This is a genomic window from Billgrantia saliphila (assembly GCF_002930105.1).
GTDB lineage: Bacteria > Pseudomonadota > Gammaproteobacteria > Pseudomonadales > Halomonadaceae > Halomonas > Halomonas saliphila.
Map to the genome: position 1 here is coordinate 82,808 of NZ_PJRN01000009.1, position 19,705 is coordinate 102,512.

Genomic DNA, 19,705 nt, shown 5'->3' on the forward strand with positions numbered 1-19,705 from the left:
GGGGCTTGGCGCGTCTTACACAGGCTCCATCAGGAGGCGCCATGACCCCACAAGACGTATATCGCTGGATCGCGCGCGGAATGTCTTTCCTGCTTCTGACAAGCACGATTGCAACGGCATCGACACTTTTTGCTGATACCGAAAAAATGACCCTGGCCTTGGCCCAATTCGATTTCCAGGACACCTCCGGCGAAGTCCAGGATCAAAGCGCCGAGCACGAAGCGAGACTGAAATCGCTCAATGAGACGTTGCACAGCGGTCTTGCCGGAAACCAGGAGATCACGCTTGTCGGCCTGACCTGTGAAGTGGAACGCTGTACGCATCGGACCCCTGGCCTGGCCGCTCTTACCAGGCAGGCCAAGACCGCTGGTGCTCAATATCTTCTTATCGGCGAGATACACAAAGTGAGTACGCTGATTGGAAGGGTAAGGCTGGCGATGCTGGATCTGAACGACAACAACACGTTTGCCTGCGAGCAACTCTTGTCTTATCGAGGCGATACCGACGAAGCATGGCAACGCATGGCGCAGTACACCTTGCGTCACATTGAGGAGAGCTGCATTCCTCCGCGCTGAAACCGGGGCGTAGCATCGCCCTGTAAAAGTAACGAGCCCGCCAGCGGGGGCGGTGACGGGCTGCGACCACCTACTCCTCGCGACCCGTGGTGTCACGATCGCGCTCGTAGCGCTTCATGCTCGGAAACGACGGCAGCCAGGACTCGCGACGGATGACCCAGCTCTCGTAGGTCGGCATCAGTTGGTCATGGGCATCCAGGGAGCCCAGGTACACTTCGATTTCGTCGTCGGAGCGCGAAAAGACGGACGACCCGCAGCGAGGGCAGAAAAACCGACCGGCGTAGTCACGCGTCTCGCCCTCGATCGTCACCGCATCCTCAGGGAACATCGCCGCCGCGAAGAACAGCGCGCCATGATGCTTGCGGCAGTCGAGGCAGTGACACAAGCCGACCCGGTAGGGGCGGCCCGTCGCCACGATTCGAACGTTGCCGCAAAGGCAACCTCCCGTTAACCGGCTCATGCTGCATCTCCTTTGATGTGGCCTCGCATACGGCCTCTATCGATGAAGGTAAAAATAGCAGACGCGCGGCTTCGAAACGGTTGCCGTGCATGTGGCGTTACCTGACCAAGAGGGTATCGTGGTGGGAAGCCACCAGGAGAGGGGAAGCGCTACCACGCTTGGATCTCGGCCAAGACGGAGCGGTTCGATCTTGTCGATTAGATACCAAAGTTTGCTGAGTTCGCACGCTGATGAGGACAAGGGGCCGGCCCCGATTTATTTATCTATTCTTTAGCAAAAGGGCCGCTTTCCCGGGGAAAACGGCCCTGCAAATTAAATCTTGCCTGTTTCGCCATCAAGCTTACTTATGTGCTGCGCTGGCCGACTTCTTGCTCTTGTCGCTCTGCGGCTGGCTTTTCTGTTGAGTGTCATCAGCCTCTGCCTTACCTTTTTGGAAGCTGTTCTCCAATTGGTCCTTTCCTTTTTGCATATTTTCTTCGATCTGCTGGCGACCCGATTGCATATTGTCCGTTGCCAGTTGCTGAGTCTCCTTCAGGTATTCCTGACTCAACGCTTGAATCTTGTCAGCGTCTTCTTTCAGCCGCTCGCTCAATTGCTGGACGGCCTGCTGCTGCTGCTCGATTACCTGCCGAAAACTGTCGGAGTCTTTGACTTCGAGCCAGGAGCGGGACTGCGCCAAACTGCTGTCAGCAAAGGCGCGAACGGCATCGAGCTGAGCCGAGAACAGTTGTTCAAAGTAATCAGTGGTTAGTGCTCCATAGGCACGTACCGGCTCGCCAATGGCATTGTTGAACTGCTCGGCGGCTCGCTCGGTAGCTTGGTTGCCATATGCCTTGGTTTTATCAACGTTCATCAAATCTCTCCTTGTCTTGTGACAGACAAGTGAAGTAATAATTCAAATAAATGCGCAATTCAGAAAGTAATCCCTCAACAGACTGATGCGAATTTGGCTTATTTATGTAGATCGCCAACTTCACGATGACAGCGCGTCATTCCTTGTCGAGCCGGCACCTGCGACTACATAAGCCCAACTATAAACAGTTAGGGGAAGTTTTTCTGTGCGGTAGCACACCCAGCCCCAAGTATTCACCGTGAGGCTTGGAATAGAAGGTCGCGAGTGGCTTTATCTTATTGTATTTCAGGCAGAACACCATTCAAAGGAACACTCGCCATGGGCGATATGACTGAGGGCCGATTCTGCGGATAAATACCCTGAGTTATTCCGTGCTGCTTCCGTCATAAAGACATTTCCCCGCCACGAATGTCTGCTGCGGCTGAAGGTCGTTGTCGAGTAGCGTCACATCGGCCTCGAAGCCGATAGCGAGATGTCCCTTGCTGGCGTGTAAACCGAGTACCCGGGCCACGTTCGTGGAAATCAGACTCAAAGCCGATTCGAGAGGCAGCACACCTTCATGAACAAGGCGTTGCCAATCCGCAATCAAAGTCGTGTTCCTGGCTACCTTCATTCCAAGGTACGTCCCCTTGGCATCGAACTCAGGCAAACTGCCATTGCAATCGGAGCTCATGGTGATGCGCTCCGGGGGCACGCCGCGTGCCAGTAACCGGGACACCGCATCGAAGCTGGAAAGGCCGTCGCCGGCATCTTCAAACGCCGTGACATCGACACTTGCGTCGAATGTTAGCGCATAATCCGCGGCTTCCTCGAGCAAGGCCGGGTGGCGATTCACATGGGTGGGAATCACCTGATCGGCGGGAATCTCGGTCTCGGATAGCAATCTGCGCAACGGCTCCAGTCCCCGCTTTCCGTCACCGATGTGGAAATGGCAGATACCCCGCTTGCCGGCCAGCATGGCACCGATGCGTGTATCGCTGACGATCCGTTCGATTTCATCCTGGCGTGGCTGGCTCGAGCGATGGTCCGAGAGGGCGATTTCCCCGAGGCCGATGACTTCAGGAATCCAGGCCAGGTCGCGCTGAATGTCGCCGGTCAGTGTGGGAGGTGGAACGCGATACGCACCGGTATACATGAAGGCCGATATGCCTTCGGCACCAAGCCCGCGCACCTTGGCCAGCAGATCGGCCGGGGAGCGGCTGATACTGTCGGTGCCAAGTACACCCACCACCGTGCCGATTCCCATCGCCGCGATTTCCCGGGCCGAGATCTCGGGGCAGCGGGTACCGCAGCCGCCTTCGCCCCCGCCCCCGGTGACATGCACATGCTGGTCGATGAAGGCGGGAACGGCGATGAGATGGCGCGCCTCGATCACCTCGATAGGCCAGCTCTCGGGCACACCGAGGTCGTTTCCCAAGGCGACGATTTTTCCTCCTGCCATGAGGAGGTCTGTCGCCTCGATCCGTTCGGGTGAAAAGATACCGCCGACGCGCAGCAGCGTCATGAGCCCGGCGGCATCATACGCATCGCGGGATGTCATGGTCGGGCGCCTGTATCGCTAGCCGTCTTCGGGGCAACCGGCAGGAACCGGCGTCCGCGCAGGCGCTCGGTGGCGCTTTCGATGTCATCGATCAGCAGTACCAACAGGTCGCCCTCCCTGGCCTCATCGAACGCTCTGTCGACGGCGTGACGTTCATTCATGACCACCTCGACGTGGCAGGTGCCGGCCTCCGATTCCGCCCCAGCGCGCAGCAGGCCGGCGGTTTCACCGTCGGGGCGTCCTCGCGGTTCGATTTCACAGAGCAAGACGATGTCATGCATGCGGGCAAGCTGAGCTCCCAGAGCAAACAGGTCCTCGTCACGCCGGTTGCCCGGGGCGCTGGCCACGCAAATGCGCCGCCGCGCGGGGATACGGCTCACGAGTTCGCTCAAGGCTTTAAGCGCCGGGACGTTATGGCCGTAGTCGATCAGTACTTTTATGTCGCCGGCGTCGATAAAATTGGTGCGTCCCGGATTCTGCCCCGGCGTGGGGTGGAACGTCTGCAGGCCCAATTGGATATCCGCAATGCTTAGCCCCAGGGCATAGGCCGCGGCGCTGGCCGCCAGGGCATTGGCAACATTGAAAGGGGCATGGCCTTCGAAGGTAATCGGGGCGTCCACTACCGAAACGATGGCGGCTTCGACGTTTCCCTGGCGCATTACGATGCACTCGTCATGCACCGTGAATGCGACCCCATGGGCTTGCACATGCTGACGGACTGGCTCTGAGTCGGGGTCCAGGGAAAAGTAGATCACCTTCCCTCTGGCCCATTCCCGGCTCGCCAGCACGCGCGGATCGTCAGCATTGAGCACGGCCGTTCCTTCCTGGCGGACCGCGTCGATCACCACGGTCTTGCAGCGTGCCAGCTCATCCAGGGTGTGGATGTCGTTTTCCCCCAGATGATCGCTCGCAATATTCAGCAGCACGCCGACCTGGCATTCATCGAAACCCAACCCGCGGCGCATGATGCCGCCCCGCGCGACTTCCAGCACGGCATACTCGACGGTGGGCTCGCGGAGTACGGTCGTGGCCGCCTGTGGCCCGCTGTAATCTCCCCGCATGATGGTGTGGTTGTCGATCTCGATGGCCCCTGTGCAGGCCATGCCGACACTGCGTCCAGCCTGGCGGAGCAAGTGCGAGATCAAACGCACCGTGGTGGTTTTTCCATTGGTGCCGGTTACCGCAACGATGGGGATCCGCCCGGTATCCTCGCTATCGGGAAAGAGCATCTCGATGACGTGATGACCGACATCCCGGCCCGTACCATGGGTCGGGGAAAGATGCATGCGAAACCCGGGCCCCGCGTTGACCTCGACCACCGCGGCAGATTGCTCCTCCAGGGGCATCGCCAGATTCTCGGCGAGCAGGTCGATGCCGATGATATCCAGGCCGACCAGGCGCGCGATGCGCTCTGCCGTGTACTTCACTTCTGGGTGCACATCGTCGGTGATATCCGTCGCGGTGCCCCCCGTGCTCAGGTTCGCCGTGGACTTCAGGTAGACGACCTCGTCTTTCGCGATGACGCTCTCCAGGGTCAGATTCTGCTGAGCGATCAGACGATGTGACTGCTCGTCCAGGTGAATCTGCGTCAGCAGGTTTTCATGACCGATGCCGCGACGCGGGTCCCGGTTCTCCCGGTCGATCAACGCCTGCAGCGTCGCCACACCGTCGCCCACCACATGTGCCGGGCGACGCCTGGCGGCTGCGACAAGCTTGCCATCGATCACCAGCAGTCGGTGATCCTCTCCCTTGACGAAACTCTCGACCATGACCGTCGAGTGATGGCGGGAGGCGATGGTGAACGCCTCCCGCAACGCCGCTTCGTCGGAGATGTCCGTGCTCACTCCACGGCCGTGATTGCCGATCAGCGGTTTGACGACGACGGGATAGCCGATATCGAGGGTGGCCTCCAGCGCCTCTTCAATCGTGTGGCAGAGGCACCCGCGCGGCACGGGAATGCCGGCCTCGCCGAGCACTTGCTTGGTCCAGTGCTTGTCATCGGCGATGCCGTGGCTGATCAGACTCGTGCGGCAAGTCACCGTCGCCTGGATGCGTTGCTGACGACAACCGTGCCCCAGTTGGACATAACTGCTGTTCTCGTCGAGACGAGCACAGGGAATTCCTCGTCGCATGGCGGCATCCACGATCGATGCCGTGGAGGGCCCCAGCATATGCGCGTCGCGCACTTGCTTGAGACGGGTGACGACAGAGGTGATATCGATCTCGTCGCCATCGAAGAGCCGGGCGACGAGATCGACGGCTTCCACGCCGGCCGCCAGGCCGCAGGCCTCGTCCCGGTAACGATAGACGACGTTATAGATGCCGGTTTCGTAGGAATCCACCGTCTTGCCGTAGCCCACCGAAAAGCCGATCAGATTCTGTAGTTCGATCGCGACATGTTCCACCACATGGCCGGCCCAGGTACCCCGCTCGAGTCGCTCCAGAAACCCACCGGGCCGTCCGACCGAGCAGCGGTGCTCGTACAGGGTCGGCAGCAGCTCGGTGATGCGTTCCACGAGGCCGGGGACGGTATCGCTCGTCCGCGCCTCGAGCTCACCGATGTCCAGCCGCATGAAGATTGCCGGATAGCGGCTATAGTAATTCGGGCCGCGTAGCGCCCGATGTTCGAGGATGATCATTGCGCTTGCCTCTCCGCCAGGACGGCTTTGAGTTCGTCGGCGACAAGATAGCGCCTCGCATCGATATCGTACCCGTGCCCACTGACCATGGCGTGCAGGATCATGTTCTCGACGGCGACCGGCGCGCCCATGGGCAGTTCCGCGATATTGGAACTCGCCAGATCCCGGCTATCGATGATGATGACGTGCCCCGGTCCGATGGTCTCAAGGATGCGGTTCGGGTGGACGATGACCGCTGTATCCTCGCCGATGCCGACACCCAGCTGCTCGGGGTTGCTGGCGCCCACTTCCATGAGGCGCGTGAAACGCCCCCGCTCGAGGAAGTGGCTGTCGATAATGATCCCGCGAACGAAGCCCAGGCCGAAGGTCATGTTGACCGCCCCCTTGCGCAAAGCGTCCGCCGCCGCACCGTTGTAGATCATGGTGCTTGGCATGGCCGCGGCGCCGGCACTGGTCCCTGCCACGACGGCGCCGGCCCTCAAGCGCTCGCGGATGGCTCGCAGGGTGGCTGAGCCGCCGAAAATATTGGTCAGGCGAAGCTGATCTCCCCCGGTGAAGAAAACCACGCCACTTCGCTGAATAAGCCGCACATTGTCGGCATTGGCGGCTTGCTGGCGATCCCGGATGTCCAACGCATGGACCTGGCTTGCGCCCAATCGAGAGAAGGCTTCTTCGTAGCAGGGCAAGAGCTGTTCGGGAATGCTGCTGGCCGTGGCGATGATGGCCACTTCGTCACTGTCGCTGGGGGCAAGCTCGAACACCCGTCGAAGGATGGCGAGTTCAGAGGTCTTGTCCTCGGCACCGCCAATGGCCACGATGTGGCCTGAAACGATGGGGGGGTGTGGCGCCATATTCCATTCGCCGCCCAGCGACGCTTTTGAGGAACGCTGAATCATTGCCGATACCGGCAATGGCGTATCGCGTGATGCGTTGACCCGTGTCTTCACTTATAACAGCCGGAAACCACCCTAGCCAGATTTATAGTGATCCCTCAGCCTGACCAACCCCCTTCTGCGGAACAGTGGAATTCTGCTCTTCCGCGCATTGCCCCGGCGCTGCAACGATAAACCGCTATGCTTCGATGATAGGCCTTCCCATACCCCGCCTGCGACTCGTTGCGGCTCGGCAGCGAGGGCCGCGACAGCCGAGCTTGCGCCAGGAGGCGATCATGAGCGTTCGGAATGTGTTTGTCGTTGGGCTGAATGAATACAACCATAAGCGGCTCGAGCATCTACGTGGGGCAGAGGATTATCGGTTTCATGGCGTGATCGATCCGGCGGAAGTCTATGATACGAATATCTTTCCTATCGAAGACATGCTTTCCAGGGCCGAAACCCAGTTGAAAGGTTTCAGTGGGCCTATCGATGCCATCGTCGGCTACATGGATTTTCCCGTCTCGACCATGCTGCCGCTGCTCTGTGAGCGATTCGGTACGCGTTCTGCCAGTCTCGAAAGTCTGCTTAAATGCGAGCACAAGTATTGGAGCCGGCTCGTTCAGCACGAGGTGATTGCCGATTATATTCCCCGCTTTACCGCATTCGACCCCTTCGACGCCCAGGCGTTGCAGCATATAGGGGAGGCGGGGCTGTATTTTCCCTTTTTCGTCAAACCGATCAAGTCGTCAGGCTCGCGGCTGGGTTTTCGCATCGAAAGCCCCGAAGACTTCGCCTATGCCGTAGCGCGATTGTGTGAAGGCATCGGGACGATCTCCGAACCTTTCAATTACGTACTCGAGCAAACCGACCTGCCTGACGAGGTACGCTCGGTCGATGGCGGCCACTGCATGGCGGAAGAGATTATCGGCGGATGGCAATGCACGGTCGAGGGATACGTGTTCCAAGGTAACGTTGTGCCTTATGCCATTGTCGATTCGATTCGCTACCCGCAAGTGCTGAGCTTTTTCTATTATCGCTATCCGTCCCGACTGCCCGCATCCATTCAGACCAAGATGCAAGAGCTGACTCGTCAAGTCATGGCTCATATCGGCTACGACAATGCGGCGTTCAACATCGAATACTTCTGGGACGAAGTGCAAGATCGCATCTGGCTACTGGAGATCAATACCCGCATTGCACAATCGCATTGCGACCTGTTCGAAAAGGTCGATGGGGTCAGCCATCAGCAAGTGACGGTGGATCTGGGCCTCGGGCAGAAACCAGACATGCCTTACCGCCAAGGGGCATTCAAAGTCGCAGCGGAATTCTTCTATCGAGTGTTCTTCATCGACGCCACCGTCAGCCAGGTCCCGAGTGCCGAAGAGATCGAGTCACTGCAGCAAGCCTTCCCCGGCACCTTGATCACGGTTCAGGTCGAGATCGGCATGCGCTTGTCATCCCTGCCTGAGCAAGACAGCTACAGTTACGCCCTGGCTTCCGTGTGGATGGGCGCAGACGCCGAAGACGCGCTGGAAGAGAACTACGCACGCCTTGCCGAGCAGCTACATTTCGCCTTCGAGGACATCGTCGGCTGAGGCGTTATCGCCATGGCATCAAGCGTAAGAAAACCCGTTACGGTAAAGAGGGCAGGGTCATGCATATCGTCAGCGATTTTCCCCGCGACGTGCGGGAGGAGGAGGGCTGGATCACGCTGGCCGATGGCTGCCGGCTGGGAGTACGTATCTGGCGTCCGGTGGATGCCGAGAGCGACCCGGTGCCGGCAATCCTCGAATACCTGCCTTATCGTAAGCGAGACCTGACGGCGATGCGCGACGCTCAGACTCACGCTTACTGGGCCGGCCACGGCTACGCCGGGGTGCGTGTCGACATCCGCGGCAGCGGCGAGTCGGAAGGGGTGCTGACAGACGAATACCTGCAACAGGAACTGGACGATGGCGTCGAAATCTTGCACTGGCTGGGTGAGCAACCCTGGTGTACCGGTGCGGTAGGCATGATCGGCATCTCCTGGGGCGGGTTCAATGGCCTGCAGATCGCAGCGTTGCAGCCGCCCGAGCTGAAGGCCGTCATCACGCTGTGCTCGACCGACGATCGCTACGCCGATGATGTCCACCACATGGGAGGCTGCCTGCTCGGCGATAACCTGTCGTGGGCCTCGACGATGTTCGATGCCAATACCTGTCCACCCGACCCGTTACTGGTCGGCGAGCGCTGGCGGGAGATGTGGCGGGAACGCCTCGAGGACAGCGGGCTGTGGCTGGCTACCTGGCTCCAGCATCAGCGTCGCGATGGCTACTGGAAGCATGGCTCGGTCTGCGAGGACTTCTCGCGCGTTCGCTGCCCCGTGTATGCCGTTAGCGGCTGGGCAGACGGTTACTGCAATGCCGTGTTTCGCTTGCTCGCCGGGCTCGACGTGCCACGCAAGGGCCTGGTCGGCCCGTGGGCGCACAAGTATCCCCACCTCGGGGTGCCCGGCCCGGCCATCGGCTTCATGCAGGAATCGCTGCGCTGGTGGGACTATTGGTTGAAGGGCAAGGAAACGGGGATCATGGACGAGCCGATGCTGCGCGTATGGATGCAGGAATCGGTTCCACCGTCGGCCCGCTACGAGGTACGACCGGGGCGCTGGGTTGCCGAGCCGAGCTGGCCATCGCCGCGGATCGAACCGAAGCACTACCGCCTCACCAGCGGTCATGACCTGTTGCCCGACCCGCAGGGCGCCGAGGCTCCTGTACGGGGCGACGATGTCCCACTTGCCGTGCGCTCGCCGCTGTCGGTCGGGCTGTATGCCGGCAAGTGGTGCTCCTACAATGCCCCGCCGGACCTGCCTCACGATCAACGCGACGAGGACGGCGGCTCGCTGATATTCCAGTCGGCACGACTCGAAAGGGACATCGAGATTTGCGGGCAACCCGTTGTCGAACTCGACATCGAAGCCGATCAGCCGGTGGCGATGGTGGCGCTACGGCTCAGCGATATCGCCGAGGACGACAAGGCGACCCGGATTACCTATGGCCTGCTCAACCTGACCCACCGTGACAGTGACGAATTTCCCCAGCCGCTGGCGCCCGGCAAGCGTTATCAGGTTCGCGTACCGCTTAAACACATCGCGCAGAAATTTCCCGTGGGCAACGCCATGCGGCTCTCGCTCTCGACCAGTTACTGGCCGCTGGCCTGGCCGTCGCCAGAGCCCGTCAAGCTGACGGTGCACCCGGCCGGCTGCCGGCTGATCCTGCCATGCCGTGAGCCTCGACCCCAGGAAGAAGCGGCACTGAACCCATTTGGCCCGCCGGAGGGCGCACCGCCGCTGGCGATGACCCTGATACAGCCGAGCCAGGAAGCGTGGCGGGTGATACGTGACCTGGCCCATGACCAGACCACACTCGAAGTCATCAACGACCAAGGCACCTTTCGTCTCGATGACATCGAACTCGAACTCTCGTCACGTGTCGTCGAGCGCTATACCTATTCTTACGGCAACTACGACAGCCTGAGCGGCTGGACCGAGTGGGAGCGTAGCTTCCGACGCGGCGACTGGGCAATACGCAGCGTGACCCGCACCTTGATGACCTCCAATGCGGACACCTTTCGCCTGCGTGCAACGATGGATGCCTATGAGGGCGAAAGCCGTGTCTTTTCCAAGAGTTGGGACGAGGAGATCCCGCGCGACCTGGTTTGAGTGCAGTTGCCGGGCTACCCAGTGCTTCGGTTGGCAACCTACCCAAGCATCTCCTATAACGGAAACACGTTGAATCGGACTCTCTAGCTTGAGGTGAGCGATGACAAAGCGTTTCAAGGTTGGCGATCATGTGAAATGGAACTCCGAGGCAGGCCACGTTAGCGGAAAGATTATCCGCGTTCATACCAAAGACACGGAGTACAAGGGGCACAAGCGCCACGCCAGCGAAGACGAGCCGCAGTATGAGATCAAGAGCGACAAGACCGATCACATCGCTATGCACAAGGACTCGGCGCTGACCAAGATCGATGACTAGCTATCCAGGAGCGCGCACATTGGAGACGGCTCTCTCCTTCAATAACCACAACCCCAGCCCGGCAACGGCGAGCCCCAGGGTGGCGAAGAGCATGAAGGCGGCGGCATGGCCTTCGGCGCCGACGAGCCAGCCCGCCAGTGGAGAGCCGGCGACCTGGCCGACCGAGGTGGCCAGCAGCGGCAGCACCGGGGCGAAGGCGGGCGCCTCGTTCATGATCTGGATGCTCCTCACCAGGTAGAAACCGGTCAGGGTCATGTACCCGGCGCCGAACAGGGCCGCGGATGACAAGGCGGGGGCGAAGTTGCCGGGATCGAGGGCGAGCAGCGCAATGGAGCCAGACATCACCATGAGGCTGGCCGCATGGCTGCGCGCCGGCCCGAAGCGCGAGATGAGATCGCCGGCGCCGGCGCCCGTCAGCCCCCCGAGGCCGACTGCCAGCCACATCCAGGCGGTCTGGCTCGGGCCGAGCCCGCCGGCGTTGATCACCGCATCGGGTGCAAACACCCAGTAGGCCGCACTCACGCAACCCATGCCAACGGCAAGGCCACTCAGCCGGGCTATGCCCAGCCATTGCTCACGACTCACCGGCAGGGCTGCCGGGCGAGACCGCGAGGAACGTGGTGCTTCGCGAGGCAAATAGCACAGAGCGGCGAGGGCGGCCAATGCTGCCAGGGCGGCGAACCCGATATAGGCGCTGCGCCAGGCTTCCGCCCAGATCAGCACCGCGGGCATGGCGAGCGCGATCCCCAGGCTGGTGCCCGCATTGATGGTGGCATTGACCCGCCCGCGCAGCCCGGGCGGCACGGCCCGGGACACCGCCTCCGCCATCGCCGGCGAGGAGAGCCCCGTGCTGATGCCGCAGGTCAGCACGCCGACGGCGAGAAGCAGCGATGACGGCGCCAGGGCGATCGTCAACAGCCCGGCTCCGGCCAGACCGGCGGCCGCCACCCCGGCGTGGCGAACCCCGAGGCAGCGCGTCACCCACGGCGCGGCGAGGATGGCGAAAACGAAGCTCAGGAAAGGCAGGGCGCCGATCACACCCGCCATGGTCGGCGAAATCGTCAGCTCGTCGCGCATCGAGGGCAGGAACAGCCCGAACACGAAGCGAGCCAGGCCGTAGGTGATGGCAATGACCCCGCTGCCCAGGGCCGCCATGCCGAGGGGAGAGAGGGGCCTCATGGGGTCTCGCTCCGGGCTGCTTCGAGAAGTATGTCGGCTACCGCCCGAGTGTCAGCCAGGGCGGTGTCCATGCCCAGCAGCACCACCGCCGTATTGCTGCCTTCCAGCACCATGAACAGGCGTCGCGCCAGGCCGGCATGATGGTTCAGACCATCGCAGGCCACGGCGGCTTCGAGGCGTGCCAGCAGGTCGTGCTTTGCGGCCGTCGCCAAGGCATGGATCTCGGTGCTGTGCTCGGCGAATTCACCCATTGCCTTGGCCATGATGCAACCATGCCGGCTATAGGCCTCCAGCCAGCGGCCGTGTGCATCGACCAGCGCCCGTGTCGCCTCGCCCGGCGCAGCGGCGGACATCGCCGCATCGAGTCTGGCGACGAAGCGTTTATGGCGGGCCTGAAGCACGGCCGCGACCAGGGCTTCCTTGGAGGCGAAGTGGTTGTAGAGCGTCATGCGCACCACCCCGGCGGCCGCCACGATGCGGTCGATGCCGGTGGCGTGGAACCCCTGCTCATAGAAGAGTCGCTCGGCCGTGGCGAGCAGCTGGTCGCGCTTGGAGGCTGGCATGGGATACGCTCCTATATAGACCGATCTATCTAAATGCAGGTGCATCTAAAACCAGGAGAGTCGACGGTGTCAAACGATAAGTAAAAGGGCCGCTTTCCTGGGAAAGCGGCCCTGCATATTGGGCTTACTGACCAAGCAGTCGGCATGACATGGCCGAGCGCAGCCAGTTTTCGGACAGAGCCTAGGCGGCTCCCGACTCCCGGAAGTTATGCCAGGCATGGTGGTAGAGCACGCCGGCATAGCCGTTACGCTGGATAATCTTGAGAATCTTCGCGGGATCTTCGTCATTCAGGGCCTTGTGCAGTTTCGCCCGCTGCTCTTCATCCAGGGCCTCGTACCAGTGGTAGGGCATGCCCTGGGCATTGCTATCCTCGGTCTTGCGCATCAGGTCAATTTCGATGCGCCCGCCATGTCGATACAGTATGTCGTAGCCCTCCTGCAGCTGAGCCGACGGTACGTCGCACGGCTTTTCGAGACCTTCCAACACGTTGTAGTAGTAATAGCTCAGCGGTTGCATGTGGCTCCTCCAGCGGTATGCCGTTGCTTGTCTTTGCCAACCTACTTCCTTTCTTCATCCTGCCTGAGACAGGGCGGCGAGCTCAATGGAAAAAGGCACGCCATACCGCGCACACCTGGGTAGCCACGGCGGAATTGCTTTGCAGCGAGGCTCACCTCGTCGGGATCACTGCGGGAAGATATTCGGCCAGCGGTGAAGTAGGCCACCGGGGCCGCGCCGCCGATGGCCCTTCACCTTACAGGCGCTGCCGGCGCACGATGTCAGCCACCGAACTTCTCGTTCTCGCCCAGGTTCGGGGTGGCGTCCTTCTTGATGTTGGCCTTGGCGAACTCATAAAGCTGGAACACCTTGCTCTCCTTGGCCTTCCAGTGTTCGCCCATGGTCACCTTGATCTCCAGCAGGGCGAGGTCCGGATCGTCCTTGCCGTCGGGAAACCAGGCCGCGACGAACGGGTTCCAGTACTTCTCGACCAGCTCGCGGTCAGCGGTCAGGTTGGCCTTGCCCGAGAGCGACACGTACACGCCCTCTTCCTGATCGGAGAAGCTGAGGCAAACGTCGTGGTCGCGGCTGGTCTCGGAAACCTTCTCGGCACTGCGGCGGGTGAAGAACCACAGGGTGCCGTCATATTCATCCTGCACCAGGTGCATCGGCCGGGCGCGGGGCATCTCGCCGTCCAGCGTGACCAGCATGCCGACTTTGATGTCCTTGATCATCTTCCATATCTTCTGCTTGTGTTCAGGGCTGGACATGGCTTCAACCTCCTGTCGAGTTCGGTGCGGCGAATAACCGTCACGCCGGCAATGCCGAACATGACGGAATCAGCCTAGCTACCCGGGGCCACCTCAGCAAATGGGCCCTGCTTGTTCCGTGAGCCGAATCCGTCCGCGGCTCAGTTACCTTTAACCCTACCGGGGAGAGACCATGATGGAGCGCCTGATCCCAACGGCTGCATTGAAGAAGCTGCAGGACAATAACGGTGTGCCCTTTGCCGAGGTATTCCGACACGGCTCGCTCCAGGTCGAGATCTACAAGCCCGAAGGGGTGGATCGCCAAACGCCGCATACCCGAGACGAGGTATACGTCGTCCTCTCCGGCTCGGGCCATTTCGTCAACGGAGACACCCGGCAGCCCTTCGAGGCCGGTGAGGTGCTGTTCGTGCCGGCGGGCGTCGTCCACCGGTTCGAAGACTTCACCGATGACTTCGCCACCTGGGTGTTCTTCTACGGCCCGGAAGGTGGCGAAGCCGTATCGGAAACCTCCTGACCCGGCAACCTCGAGCGTCAGCGCGCCAGCAGCCCCTCGGCCAGCGCCTCGCCGAGGCGGTCGACGGCAGCGGCCAGCTTCTCGTCGATGACGTGCAGATACTCCGTCCAGTCGTCGACGTGGTGCAGCTCCGCCTTGCCGTCCGAAATACCGCGCAGCACGATCAGCGGCACCTCGAAGCGCATGCAGGCGCGTAGGCAGGCGTAGCTCTCCATATCCACCATCTCGGCGGCAATGGCCGCATAGGCCTCGCCCGAGACGATATTGGCGCCGGTGGAGAGCGTCGCCTCGGGAATGCCGGGGATGCGCAGCCGCAGGGGCATGATCGCCGGCAGGTCGAGAAAGGGCGTGGCGCCTTTCTCGAAACCCAGCGGCGAGGCATCCATGTCGCGGTAGGCGATGGAGCTCGCCTGATAGATCTCGGTCTGCTCGAGCGAACGGCTGCCGGCCGAGCCCAGCGACACCACCAGGTCCGGCAGGCGACCGTGCTGGGCGAGGGCGGCAAGGGCCGCGGTGAGTTCCACCGCTGCCTCAACAGGGCCGACTCCGGTCATGAATGGGGGAAAACGCTTCCGGAGGTGCGGGCCGTATTCGGCCTCGGCCGCCATCGCGAACAGCACGTTGCAGCCGCCGAGTTGCGTCAGCTTGGCCTCACCAGAATCATCGAACCGGGAGTAAGAAGTAGAGGAGTTGTTCATCGACGCTGCTCGCCTTGCCAAGGGGTACAGCGCACCAGTGTACTCTTGACGTGCTGGGCTACGTCAGTTTCCGCACCTCGGCCTCGCCGGGCAACAACTCGTCGTCGCTGCCGGCCTTGGGCGCCATGAAAGGTATGGGCTCGCCCGTCTTCTTGTCGACCAATCGTGAGTGTCGCTCACCCGGGGCAAACAGATGGCGCTCCCCCCACTGGCGCAAAGCCACCACGACGGGAAACAGGCTTTTCCCCCGTTCCGTCAGCACATACTCCTTGTAGGCAGTACCGTCCGATGCTGGCCGGGTTTCCAGGACGCCCGCTTCGACCAACTGGCGCAGGCGGTCGGACAATATGTTGCGGGCCACACCCAGGCTGCGCTGGAAGTCGCCGAAGCGGTTCGTGCCATCAAAAGCATCCCGCACGATCAGCAGTGACCATCGATCACCGATCACATCGACGGAGCGCGCCACCGGGCAGGGCCCGTCATTCGCAGGTTTGCGACGAGACATGAAGCCCCCTTCGATTTTACGAGCGATGTAGTTGCATTTTAAAACTCGCTGATCCAGCATTCAATCGGTTTCAATTTAAAACTAGACTGATGGAGTGATGCTCATGAAAGCTCCCTGCATCTCGACTGCATCGCTGTGCCATGACAGTACGCCCGTGCCGCATGCGGACATGTCGCGTGGATTGGTACTGCTGTTTTCCGCTACCAGTGGCTTGAGCGTCGCCAATGTCTATTACGCGCAGCCGTTGCTGGATGCGCTGGCCCTGGAGTTCAGCATCAGCCATGCGGCCGTTGGCGGCGTGATCACGGCTACACAGGTGGGGTGCGCCTTGGCCTTGCTCTTGCTCGTGCCGCTGGGAGATCTTCTGGATCGCCGCCGCCTCATGGCCGTGCAGTTGCTGGCTCTGGTGGTCGCGCTCAGCGTTGTGGGATTGGCACCATCCACCTCGGTGCTGCTGGCCGGCATGCTTGCCGTCGGCCTGCTGGGCACAGCGATGACGCAGGGGCTGATCGCCTATGCGGCCAGCGCCGCCGCGCCCCATGAGCAGGGCCGTGTGGTCGGCGCGGCACAAGGCGGCGTATTCATTGGCCTGCTGCTGGCCCGCGTGTTCGCGGGCGGCGTCAGCGACCTGGCCGGCTGGCGTAGCGTGTACTTCTTGGCCGCCGCGTTGATGCTGGCACTCGCGGTACCGCTCTGGCGGCGGCTGCCAGCGCTTGCTGCCGCCCCTGGCAACATGCGCTATTCGCGCCTGATTGCCTCGATGCTGGAACTGCTACGAGAAGAACGAGCGCTGCAAATTCGTGGCGTGCTCGCGCTGCTGATGTTCGCGGCCTTCAATATCTTCTGGAGTGCACTGGTGCTGCCGTTGAGCGCGCCGCCCTACGAGTTCTCGCATACCGTCATCGGCGCCTTTGGCTTGGTCGGTGTCGTGGGTGCGCTGGCCGCTGCGCGTGCCGGGCGGTGGCAAGACCGGGGTTTCGGCCAACGCAGCAGCGCGGCTGCACTGGTGGTACTGCTGCTGGCCTGGTGGCCCTTGTCACTGATGGAGTGGTCGCTTTGGGCGCTGATGATCGGGATCGTGCTGCTGGACCTCGGCGGTCAGGCGCTGCACGTGACCAACCAGAGCATGATCCTCCGTACCCGGCCGGAGGCGCACAGCCGATTGATCGGCCTCTACATGCTGTTCTACGCGGTCGGCAGTGGGCTGGGGGCGATCGGCACGACTGCCACCTACGCCCATGCCGGCTGGCAAGGCGTCTGTGTCCTGGGTGCGGCGGTCAGCCTGCTGGCACTGATGTTTTGGGCGGCCACCCGGCAGTACATGCCGGCCCCTACGCCTCAGCTTGAAACGGGAACCAGAAGGCAATGAGGAACGAAGCGGATCCTATGACCCTGCCTAGAGGGGCCAATCCCAGTCATGAACGGCGCGAAGCGCTGCGCTCATGCTTCGATCCTCATCCATTCTCAGGCATCGCTATCGTTGCCGACCGTCTGGATGACCTCGAACCCCTCGAAGTTCGGCGGGCCCAGGTAGAGCCCCTCGCGCTTGCTCTGGCCGGCGTTGGCGTGCGCCTTGCGGAACGCCTCGGAGTGCGTCCAGGCTTCGAAGTCCTCGCGCGAACGCCAGATGGTGTGCGAGGCGTAGAGCACGTGGTCCTCCTTCTCGGGGCCGCGCAGCATATGAAACTCGACGAAGCCGGGCAGGCCCTGCAGGTGGGTCTCCCGCTCCAGCCAGATCTGCTCGAACTCTTCCACTCGCTCGGGGTTGACCCGAAAACGGTTCATGGCGATGAACACGATATTGCTCCTTGTGGTCTGGCAGCCAATGGTGACCGGAAGACGATGACACCGACGTCGACAGGGGGCAAGGTCAGGATCGTCCAAGGCGCTGAAGCGCTGATCCCGCCGGTAGCTTGACTTCGGCTATGGATAACCGGGGTTGTTGGCTACGCTCAGATGATCCCTCCAAAGCGCTCAAGGAGGTCAAGATGCTCGGCGCCATCGCCGGCGATATCATCGGTTCGGTGCACGAAGGGAGCGGCACCAAGCACCGCGACTTTCCGCTGTTCACGCCGGACAGCACCTTTACCGACGACACCGTGCTCTGCGTTGCCGTCGCCGAGGTGTTGCTGCACGGCGGCGACTTCGTCGACGCCTTCCATGACTACTTCCATCGCTATCCGAACGCCGGATTCGGCGGCGGCTTCATGCGCTGGGCGGCAAAACGGGACAGGCAGCCCTACTACAGCTGGGGTAACGGCTCGGCCATGCGGGTGCCCCCGGTGGGCTTTGCCGCCACGTCGCTGGAGGAGGCGCTAAGCCTGGCCAGGCGCAGCGCCGAGGTCACCCACGACCATCCCGAAGGCATCCGCGGCGCCCAGGCGGTGGCGGCGGTGATCTTCCTGGCGCGCCAGGGTGCCGACAAGGCGAGCCTGCGTGCCGAGGTGAAGGGACGCTTCGGCTATGACCTCTCCCAAGCCCTGGATGAGATCCGACCGAACTATCGCTTCGATGTCTCCTGCCAGGGCTCGGTGCCGCCGGCGATCCTCGCCTTTCTGGAAGCCGATAGTGTCGAATCGGCCATTCGCAATGCGGTATCGCTGGGCGGCGATGCCGACACCCAGGCGTGCATGGCGGGTGCGATGGCGGAGGCCTTCCAAGGGGGTCTGCCCGAGGCGCTGCGAAGAGAGACGTTGGCAAGGCTGACGCCGCAATTGCGCGAGGTGGTGGAAGCCTTCGAAGCCCAATTCCCGGCATCCTGATGCCTGGTATGCCTGAAGCGACACCATTCAACTCTTGCCGGTCGACTCGAGAACCGCCTGGCGCAGTGCTTCGGGAGGCTGGGCGCCCGAGAGGCCGGTGGTGCCGTTGAGGATGAAGGTGGGCACGCCGCTCACGCCCAGGCGCCGCGCCTCGTCGAGGCCGGCTTTTACCTCGCTCCGCCCCTGATCGCCCGCCAGAAAGGCGGGTATGTCGAGTTCCGTTAGCCCGCCGTCTCGGGCGGCGTTGGCCAGTACCGCACTGTCACCGATGTCCTCGCCCTCGACGAAGTAGCGCCGGAAGAGCGCGTCGACCACCGCCGACTGGACGCCATGTTCCCCGGCGAGCCAGATCAGCCGGTGGGCGTCGAAGGTATTGGGCGTTCGCGTCATGCGCTCGTGGTGAATCTCGAGACCGGCCTGGGCAGCGGCAGCCTCCACCTGGGCGTCGAGAGCCTGGGAACGCTCCCAGGAACCGAACTTGGCGGTGCGGTAGTCACGCCGCGACAGACCCCCGGCGGGCATGTCGGGGTTGAGCTCGAAGGGGTGCCAGGTTACCGACACGCTGACTTCCTCGGGCAGTTCGGCCAAGGCGAGATCGAGATGGCGTTTGCCGATGAAGCACCATGGGCAGATGGCATCGGAAATCACGGTGATGTCGACGTGGGGCATGGTCGCTGAGCCATGGGGTAGGGTTTCCTCGAACCCTACCATCTCCCGGTCGCGTTTGACGCTTGTTTCAGCCATCGGATACCGAAAGGGTATCGTAAGCGAAAGCCACCGGGGAGAGACGCCGATGCACCAGGGAAGCTGCCTGTGCGGGAAAGTGACATACGAGTACCGCGGCGAGATCGATGAAGTCTCGATGTGCCACTGCCAGCAGTGCCAGAAGGCCCAAGGCTCGGCCTTCGCCGCCGTGGCGCCCATCCGCTCGGCCGACTTTCGCATCACCCAGGGCGCGGAATACCTCAAGGAGTACCGCGCCCACGCCGAACAAGGCGCGGGTGTTCTGCGCCGAGTGCGGCAGCCCGCTCTACAGCGCCCGCGACGACATGCCCGAAGCCAAGCGGTTGCGGCTCGGCACCCTGGATACGCCCGTATCGCCCAGCAAACGCTACCACGCCTGGGTGTCTTCCAAGGCCGAGTGGTTCGAGCTTGCCGACGAGCTGCCCAGGTTTTCCGAATTCCCCCGTTGAGTGATCAGTGCCCCGCACAAGAAGGGCACAGAGTAGAGAAGAGCGTAGAGAGAAGAGAACAAGAGCAGAG

The 19,705-nt window shown here is 62.0% G+C and carries 20 protein-coding genes and 1 pseudogene; 8 read left to right on the top strand and 13 right to left on the bottom strand.

Annotation, left to right across the window (positions count from 1 at the left end; all coding sequences use genetic code 11):
• Nucleotides 1-41 precede the first annotated feature (41 nt).
• Nucleotides 42-575 carry a DUF2380 domain-containing protein gene (locus tag CYJ07_RS11775; RefSeq protein WP_104203894.1) on the top strand — a complete coding sequence of 178 codons (534 nt, stop codon included), beginning with the start codon at nt 42-44 and terminating at the stop codon, nt 573-575.
• Nucleotides 576-645: 70 nt separating this feature from the next.
• On the opposite strand, the gene CYJ07_RS11780 is transcribed toward CYJ07_RS11775, so the two are convergent.
• From CYJ07_RS11780 to CYJ07_RS11800, 5 genes are all read right to left on the bottom strand, one after another.
• On the bottom strand, nt 646-1,035 hold the full coding sequence (locus tag CYJ07_RS11780) for a GFA family protein (RefSeq protein ID WP_104203895.1): 390 nt from the start codon (nt 1,033-1,035) through the stop codon (nt 646-648).
• Between the two features lie 340 nt (nt 1,036-1,375).
• The gene (locus CYJ07_RS11785; protein WP_104203896.1) at nt 1,376-1,888 is read right to left on the bottom strand and encodes a phasin family protein; all 513 of its coding nucleotides are present in this window, start codon (nt 1,886-1,888) and stop codon (nt 1,376-1,378) included.
• 364 nt (nt 1,889-2,252) lie between these two features.
• Entirely contained in the window at nt 2,253-3,428 is a 1,176-nt protein-coding gene (iadA, locus tag CYJ07_RS11790; RefSeq protein WP_104203897.1) for a beta-aspartyl-peptidase, read from the bottom strand.
• On the bottom strand, nt 3,425-6,067 hold the full coding sequence (cphA, locus tag CYJ07_RS11795) for a cyanophycin synthetase (RefSeq protein ID WP_104203898.1): 2,643 nt from the start codon (nt 6,065-6,067) through the stop codon (nt 3,425-3,427). The genes iadA and cphA overlap by 4 nt, the downstream gene beginning before the upstream one ends.
• The gene (locus tag CYJ07_RS11800; RefSeq protein ID WP_104203899.1) at nt 6,064-6,918 is read right to left on the bottom strand and encodes a cyanophycinase; all 855 of its coding nucleotides are present in this window, start codon (nt 6,916-6,918) and stop codon (nt 6,064-6,066) included. The genes cphA and CYJ07_RS11800 overlap by 4 nt, the downstream gene beginning before the upstream one ends.
• Nucleotides 6,919-7,235: 317 nt before the next feature.
• Between CYJ07_RS11800 and CYJ07_RS11805 the strand changes: the two genes are divergently transcribed.
• The 3 genes from CYJ07_RS11805 to CYJ07_RS11815 all read left to right on the top strand — a co-directional run bounded on the left by CYJ07_RS11805 (nt 7,236) and on the right by CYJ07_RS11815 (nt 10,955).
• Nucleotides 7,236-8,537, top strand: a complete 1,302-nt coding sequence (locus tag CYJ07_RS11805; protein WP_104203900.1) for an ATP-grasp domain-containing protein — start codon at nt 7,236-7,238, stop codon at nt 8,535-8,537.
• Between the two features lie 59 nt (nt 8,538-8,596).
• Nucleotides 8,597-10,639 (top strand): CocE/NonD family hydrolase, encoded by a 2,043-nt coding sequence (locus tag CYJ07_RS11810; protein ID WP_104203901.1) that lies wholly within the window; start codon nt 8,597-8,599, stop codon nt 10,637-10,639.
• 100 nt (nt 10,640-10,739) lie between these two features.
• Nucleotides 10,740-10,955 carry a hypervirulence associated TUDOR domain-containing protein gene (locus CYJ07_RS11815; protein ID WP_104203902.1) on the top strand — a complete coding sequence of 72 codons (216 nt, stop codon included), beginning with the start codon at nt 10,740-10,742 and terminating at the stop codon, nt 10,953-10,955.
• On the opposite strand, the gene CYJ07_RS11820 is transcribed toward CYJ07_RS11815, so the two are convergent.
• From CYJ07_RS11820 to CYJ07_RS11835, 4 genes are all read right to left on the bottom strand, one after another.
• On the bottom strand, nt 10,956-12,134 hold the full coding sequence (locus tag CYJ07_RS11820) for an MFS transporter (protein WP_104203903.1): 1,179 nt from the start codon (nt 12,132-12,134) through the stop codon (nt 10,956-10,958).
• The gene (locus CYJ07_RS11825; RefSeq protein WP_104203904.1) at nt 12,131-12,697 is read right to left on the bottom strand and encodes a TetR/AcrR family transcriptional regulator; all 567 of its coding nucleotides are present in this window, start codon (nt 12,695-12,697) and stop codon (nt 12,131-12,133) included. The genes CYJ07_RS11820 and CYJ07_RS11825 overlap by 4 nt, the downstream gene beginning before the upstream one ends.
• Nucleotides 12,698-12,878: 181 nt before the next feature.
• Nucleotides 12,879-13,214, bottom strand: coding sequence for a hypothetical protein (locus tag CYJ07_RS11830; protein WP_104203905.1), 336 nt, complete (start codon nt 13,212-13,214; stop codon nt 12,879-12,881).
• A 260-nt stretch (nt 13,215-13,474) separates the two neighbouring features.
• Nucleotides 13,475-13,963, bottom strand: coding sequence for a pyridoxamine 5'-phosphate oxidase family protein (locus tag CYJ07_RS11835; protein ID WP_104203906.1), 489 nt, complete (start codon nt 13,961-13,963; stop codon nt 13,475-13,477).
• Nucleotides 13,964-14,135: 172 nt separating this feature from the next.
• Between CYJ07_RS11835 and CYJ07_RS11840 the strand changes: the two genes are divergently transcribed.
• Nucleotides 14,136-14,477 carry a cupin domain-containing protein gene (locus CYJ07_RS11840; protein WP_197038343.1) on the top strand — a complete coding sequence of 114 codons (342 nt, stop codon included), beginning with the start codon at nt 14,136-14,138 and terminating at the stop codon, nt 14,475-14,477.
• A 17-nt stretch (nt 14,478-14,494) separates the two neighbouring features.
• Here CYJ07_RS11840 and CYJ07_RS11845 read toward each other — a convergent pair whose 3' ends face one another.
• Nucleotides 14,495-15,175, bottom strand: a complete 681-nt coding sequence (locus CYJ07_RS11845) for a 5'-methylthioadenosine/S-adenosylhomocysteine nucleosidase (protein ID WP_104203907.1) — start codon at nt 15,173-15,175, stop codon at nt 14,495-14,497.
• A gap of 58 nt (nt 15,176-15,233) precedes the next feature.
• Nucleotides 15,234-15,740, bottom strand: a complete 507-nt coding sequence (locus CYJ07_RS11850; RefSeq protein ID WP_231489621.1) for a winged helix-turn-helix transcriptional regulator — start codon at nt 15,738-15,740, stop codon at nt 15,234-15,236.
• Nucleotides 15,741-15,783: 43 nt separating this feature from the next.
• Between CYJ07_RS11850 and CYJ07_RS11855 the strand changes: the two genes are divergently transcribed.
• Nucleotides 15,784-17,049, top strand: coding sequence for an MFS transporter (locus CYJ07_RS11855; RefSeq protein WP_104203909.1), 1,266 nt, complete (start codon nt 15,784-15,786; stop codon nt 17,047-17,049).
• Nucleotides 17,050-17,144: 95 nt separating this feature from the next.
• Here CYJ07_RS11855 and hmuQ read toward each other — a convergent pair whose 3' ends face one another.
• On the bottom strand, nt 17,145-17,477 hold the full coding sequence (gene hmuQ / locus CYJ07_RS11860; protein ID WP_104203910.1) for a heme-degrading protein HmuQ: 333 nt from the start codon (nt 17,475-17,477) through the stop codon (nt 17,145-17,147).
• A gap of 191 nt (nt 17,478-17,668) precedes the next feature.
• Between hmuQ and CYJ07_RS11865 the strand changes: the two genes are divergently transcribed.
• On the top strand, nt 17,669-18,442 hold the full coding sequence (locus CYJ07_RS11865) for an ADP-ribosylglycohydrolase family protein (protein WP_104203911.1): 774 nt from the start codon (nt 17,669-17,671) through the stop codon (nt 18,440-18,442).
• A gap of 27 nt (nt 18,443-18,469) precedes the next feature.
• On the opposite strand, the gene CYJ07_RS11870 is transcribed toward CYJ07_RS11865, so the two are convergent.
• Entirely contained in the window at nt 18,470-19,111 is a 642-nt protein-coding gene (locus CYJ07_RS11870; RefSeq protein WP_104203912.1) for a DsbA family oxidoreductase, read from the bottom strand.
• Nucleotides 19,112-19,235: 124 nt separating this feature from the next.
• On the opposite strand from CYJ07_RS11870, the pseudogene CYJ07_RS11875 reads away from it, so the two are divergent.
• Nucleotides 19,236-19,635 (top strand): annotated as a pseudogene (locus tag CYJ07_RS11875) (GFA family protein).
• Nucleotides 19,636-19,705: the final 70 nt, after the last annotated feature.

Excerpts from the sequence above, each read along its gene's own strand:
- CYJ07_RS11775 (WP_104203894.1), top strand. The coding sequence starts at position 42 with ATGACCCCACAAGACGTATATCGCTGGATCGCGCGCGGAATGTCTTTC.
- CYJ07_RS11780 (WP_104203895.1), bottom strand. The coding sequence starts at position 1,035 with ATGAGCCGGTTAACGGGAGGTTGCCTTTGCGGCAACGTTCGAATCGTG.
- CYJ07_RS11785 (WP_104203896.1), bottom strand. The coding sequence starts at position 1,888 with ATGAACGTTGATAAAACCAAGGCATATGGCAACCAAGCTACCGAGCGA.
- iadA (WP_104203897.1), bottom strand. The coding sequence starts at position 3,428 with ATGACATCCCGCGATGCGTATGATGCCGCCGGGCTCATGACGCTGCTG.
- cphA (WP_104203898.1), bottom strand. The coding sequence starts at position 6,067 with ATGATCATCCTCGAACATCGGGCGCTACGCGGCCCGAATTACTATAGC.
- CYJ07_RS11800 (WP_104203899.1), bottom strand. The coding sequence starts at position 6,918 with ATGGCGCCACACCCCCCCATCGTTTCAGGCCACATCGTGGCCATTGGC.
- CYJ07_RS11805 (WP_104203900.1), top strand. The coding sequence starts at position 7,236 with ATGAGCGTTCGGAATGTGTTTGTCGTTGGGCTGAATGAATACAACCAT.
- CYJ07_RS11810 (WP_104203901.1), top strand. The coding sequence starts at position 8,597 with ATGCATATCGTCAGCGATTTTCCCCGCGACGTGCGGGAGGAGGAGGGC.
- CYJ07_RS11815 (WP_104203902.1), top strand. The coding sequence starts at position 10,740 with ATGACAAAGCGTTTCAAGGTTGGCGATCATGTGAAATGGAACTCCGAG.
- CYJ07_RS11820 (WP_104203903.1), bottom strand. The coding sequence starts at position 12,134 with ATGAGGCCCCTCTCTCCCCTCGGCATGGCGGCCCTGGGCAGCGGGGTC.
- CYJ07_RS11825 (WP_104203904.1), bottom strand. The coding sequence starts at position 12,697 with ATGCCAGCCTCCAAGCGCGACCAGCTGCTCGCCACGGCCGAGCGACTC.
- CYJ07_RS11830 (WP_104203905.1), bottom strand. The coding sequence starts at position 13,214 with ATGCAACCGCTGAGCTATTACTACTACAACGTGTTGGAAGGTCTCGAA.
- CYJ07_RS11835 (WP_104203906.1), bottom strand. The coding sequence starts at position 13,963 with ATGTCCAGCCCTGAACACAAGCAGAAGATATGGAAGATGATCAAGGAC.
- CYJ07_RS11840 (WP_197038343.1), top strand. The coding sequence starts at position 14,136 with ATGATGGAGCGCCTGATCCCAACGGCTGCATTGAAGAAGCTGCAGGAC.
- CYJ07_RS11845 (WP_104203907.1), bottom strand. The coding sequence starts at position 15,175 with ATGAACAACTCCTCTACTTCTTACTCCCGGTTCGATGATTCTGGTGAG.
- CYJ07_RS11850 (WP_231489621.1), bottom strand. The coding sequence starts at position 15,740 with ATGCTGGATCAGCGAGTTTTAAAATGCAACTACATCGCTCGTAAAATC.
- CYJ07_RS11855 (WP_104203909.1), top strand. The coding sequence starts at position 15,784 with ATGAAAGCTCCCTGCATCTCGACTGCATCGCTGTGCCATGACAGTACG.
- CYJ07_RS11865 (WP_104203911.1), top strand. The coding sequence starts at position 17,669 with ATGCTCGGCGCCATCGCCGGCGATATCATCGGTTCGGTGCACGAAGGG.
- CYJ07_RS11870 (WP_104203912.1), bottom strand. The coding sequence starts at position 19,111 with ATGCCCCACGTCGACATCACCGTGATTTCCGATGCCATCTGCCCATGG.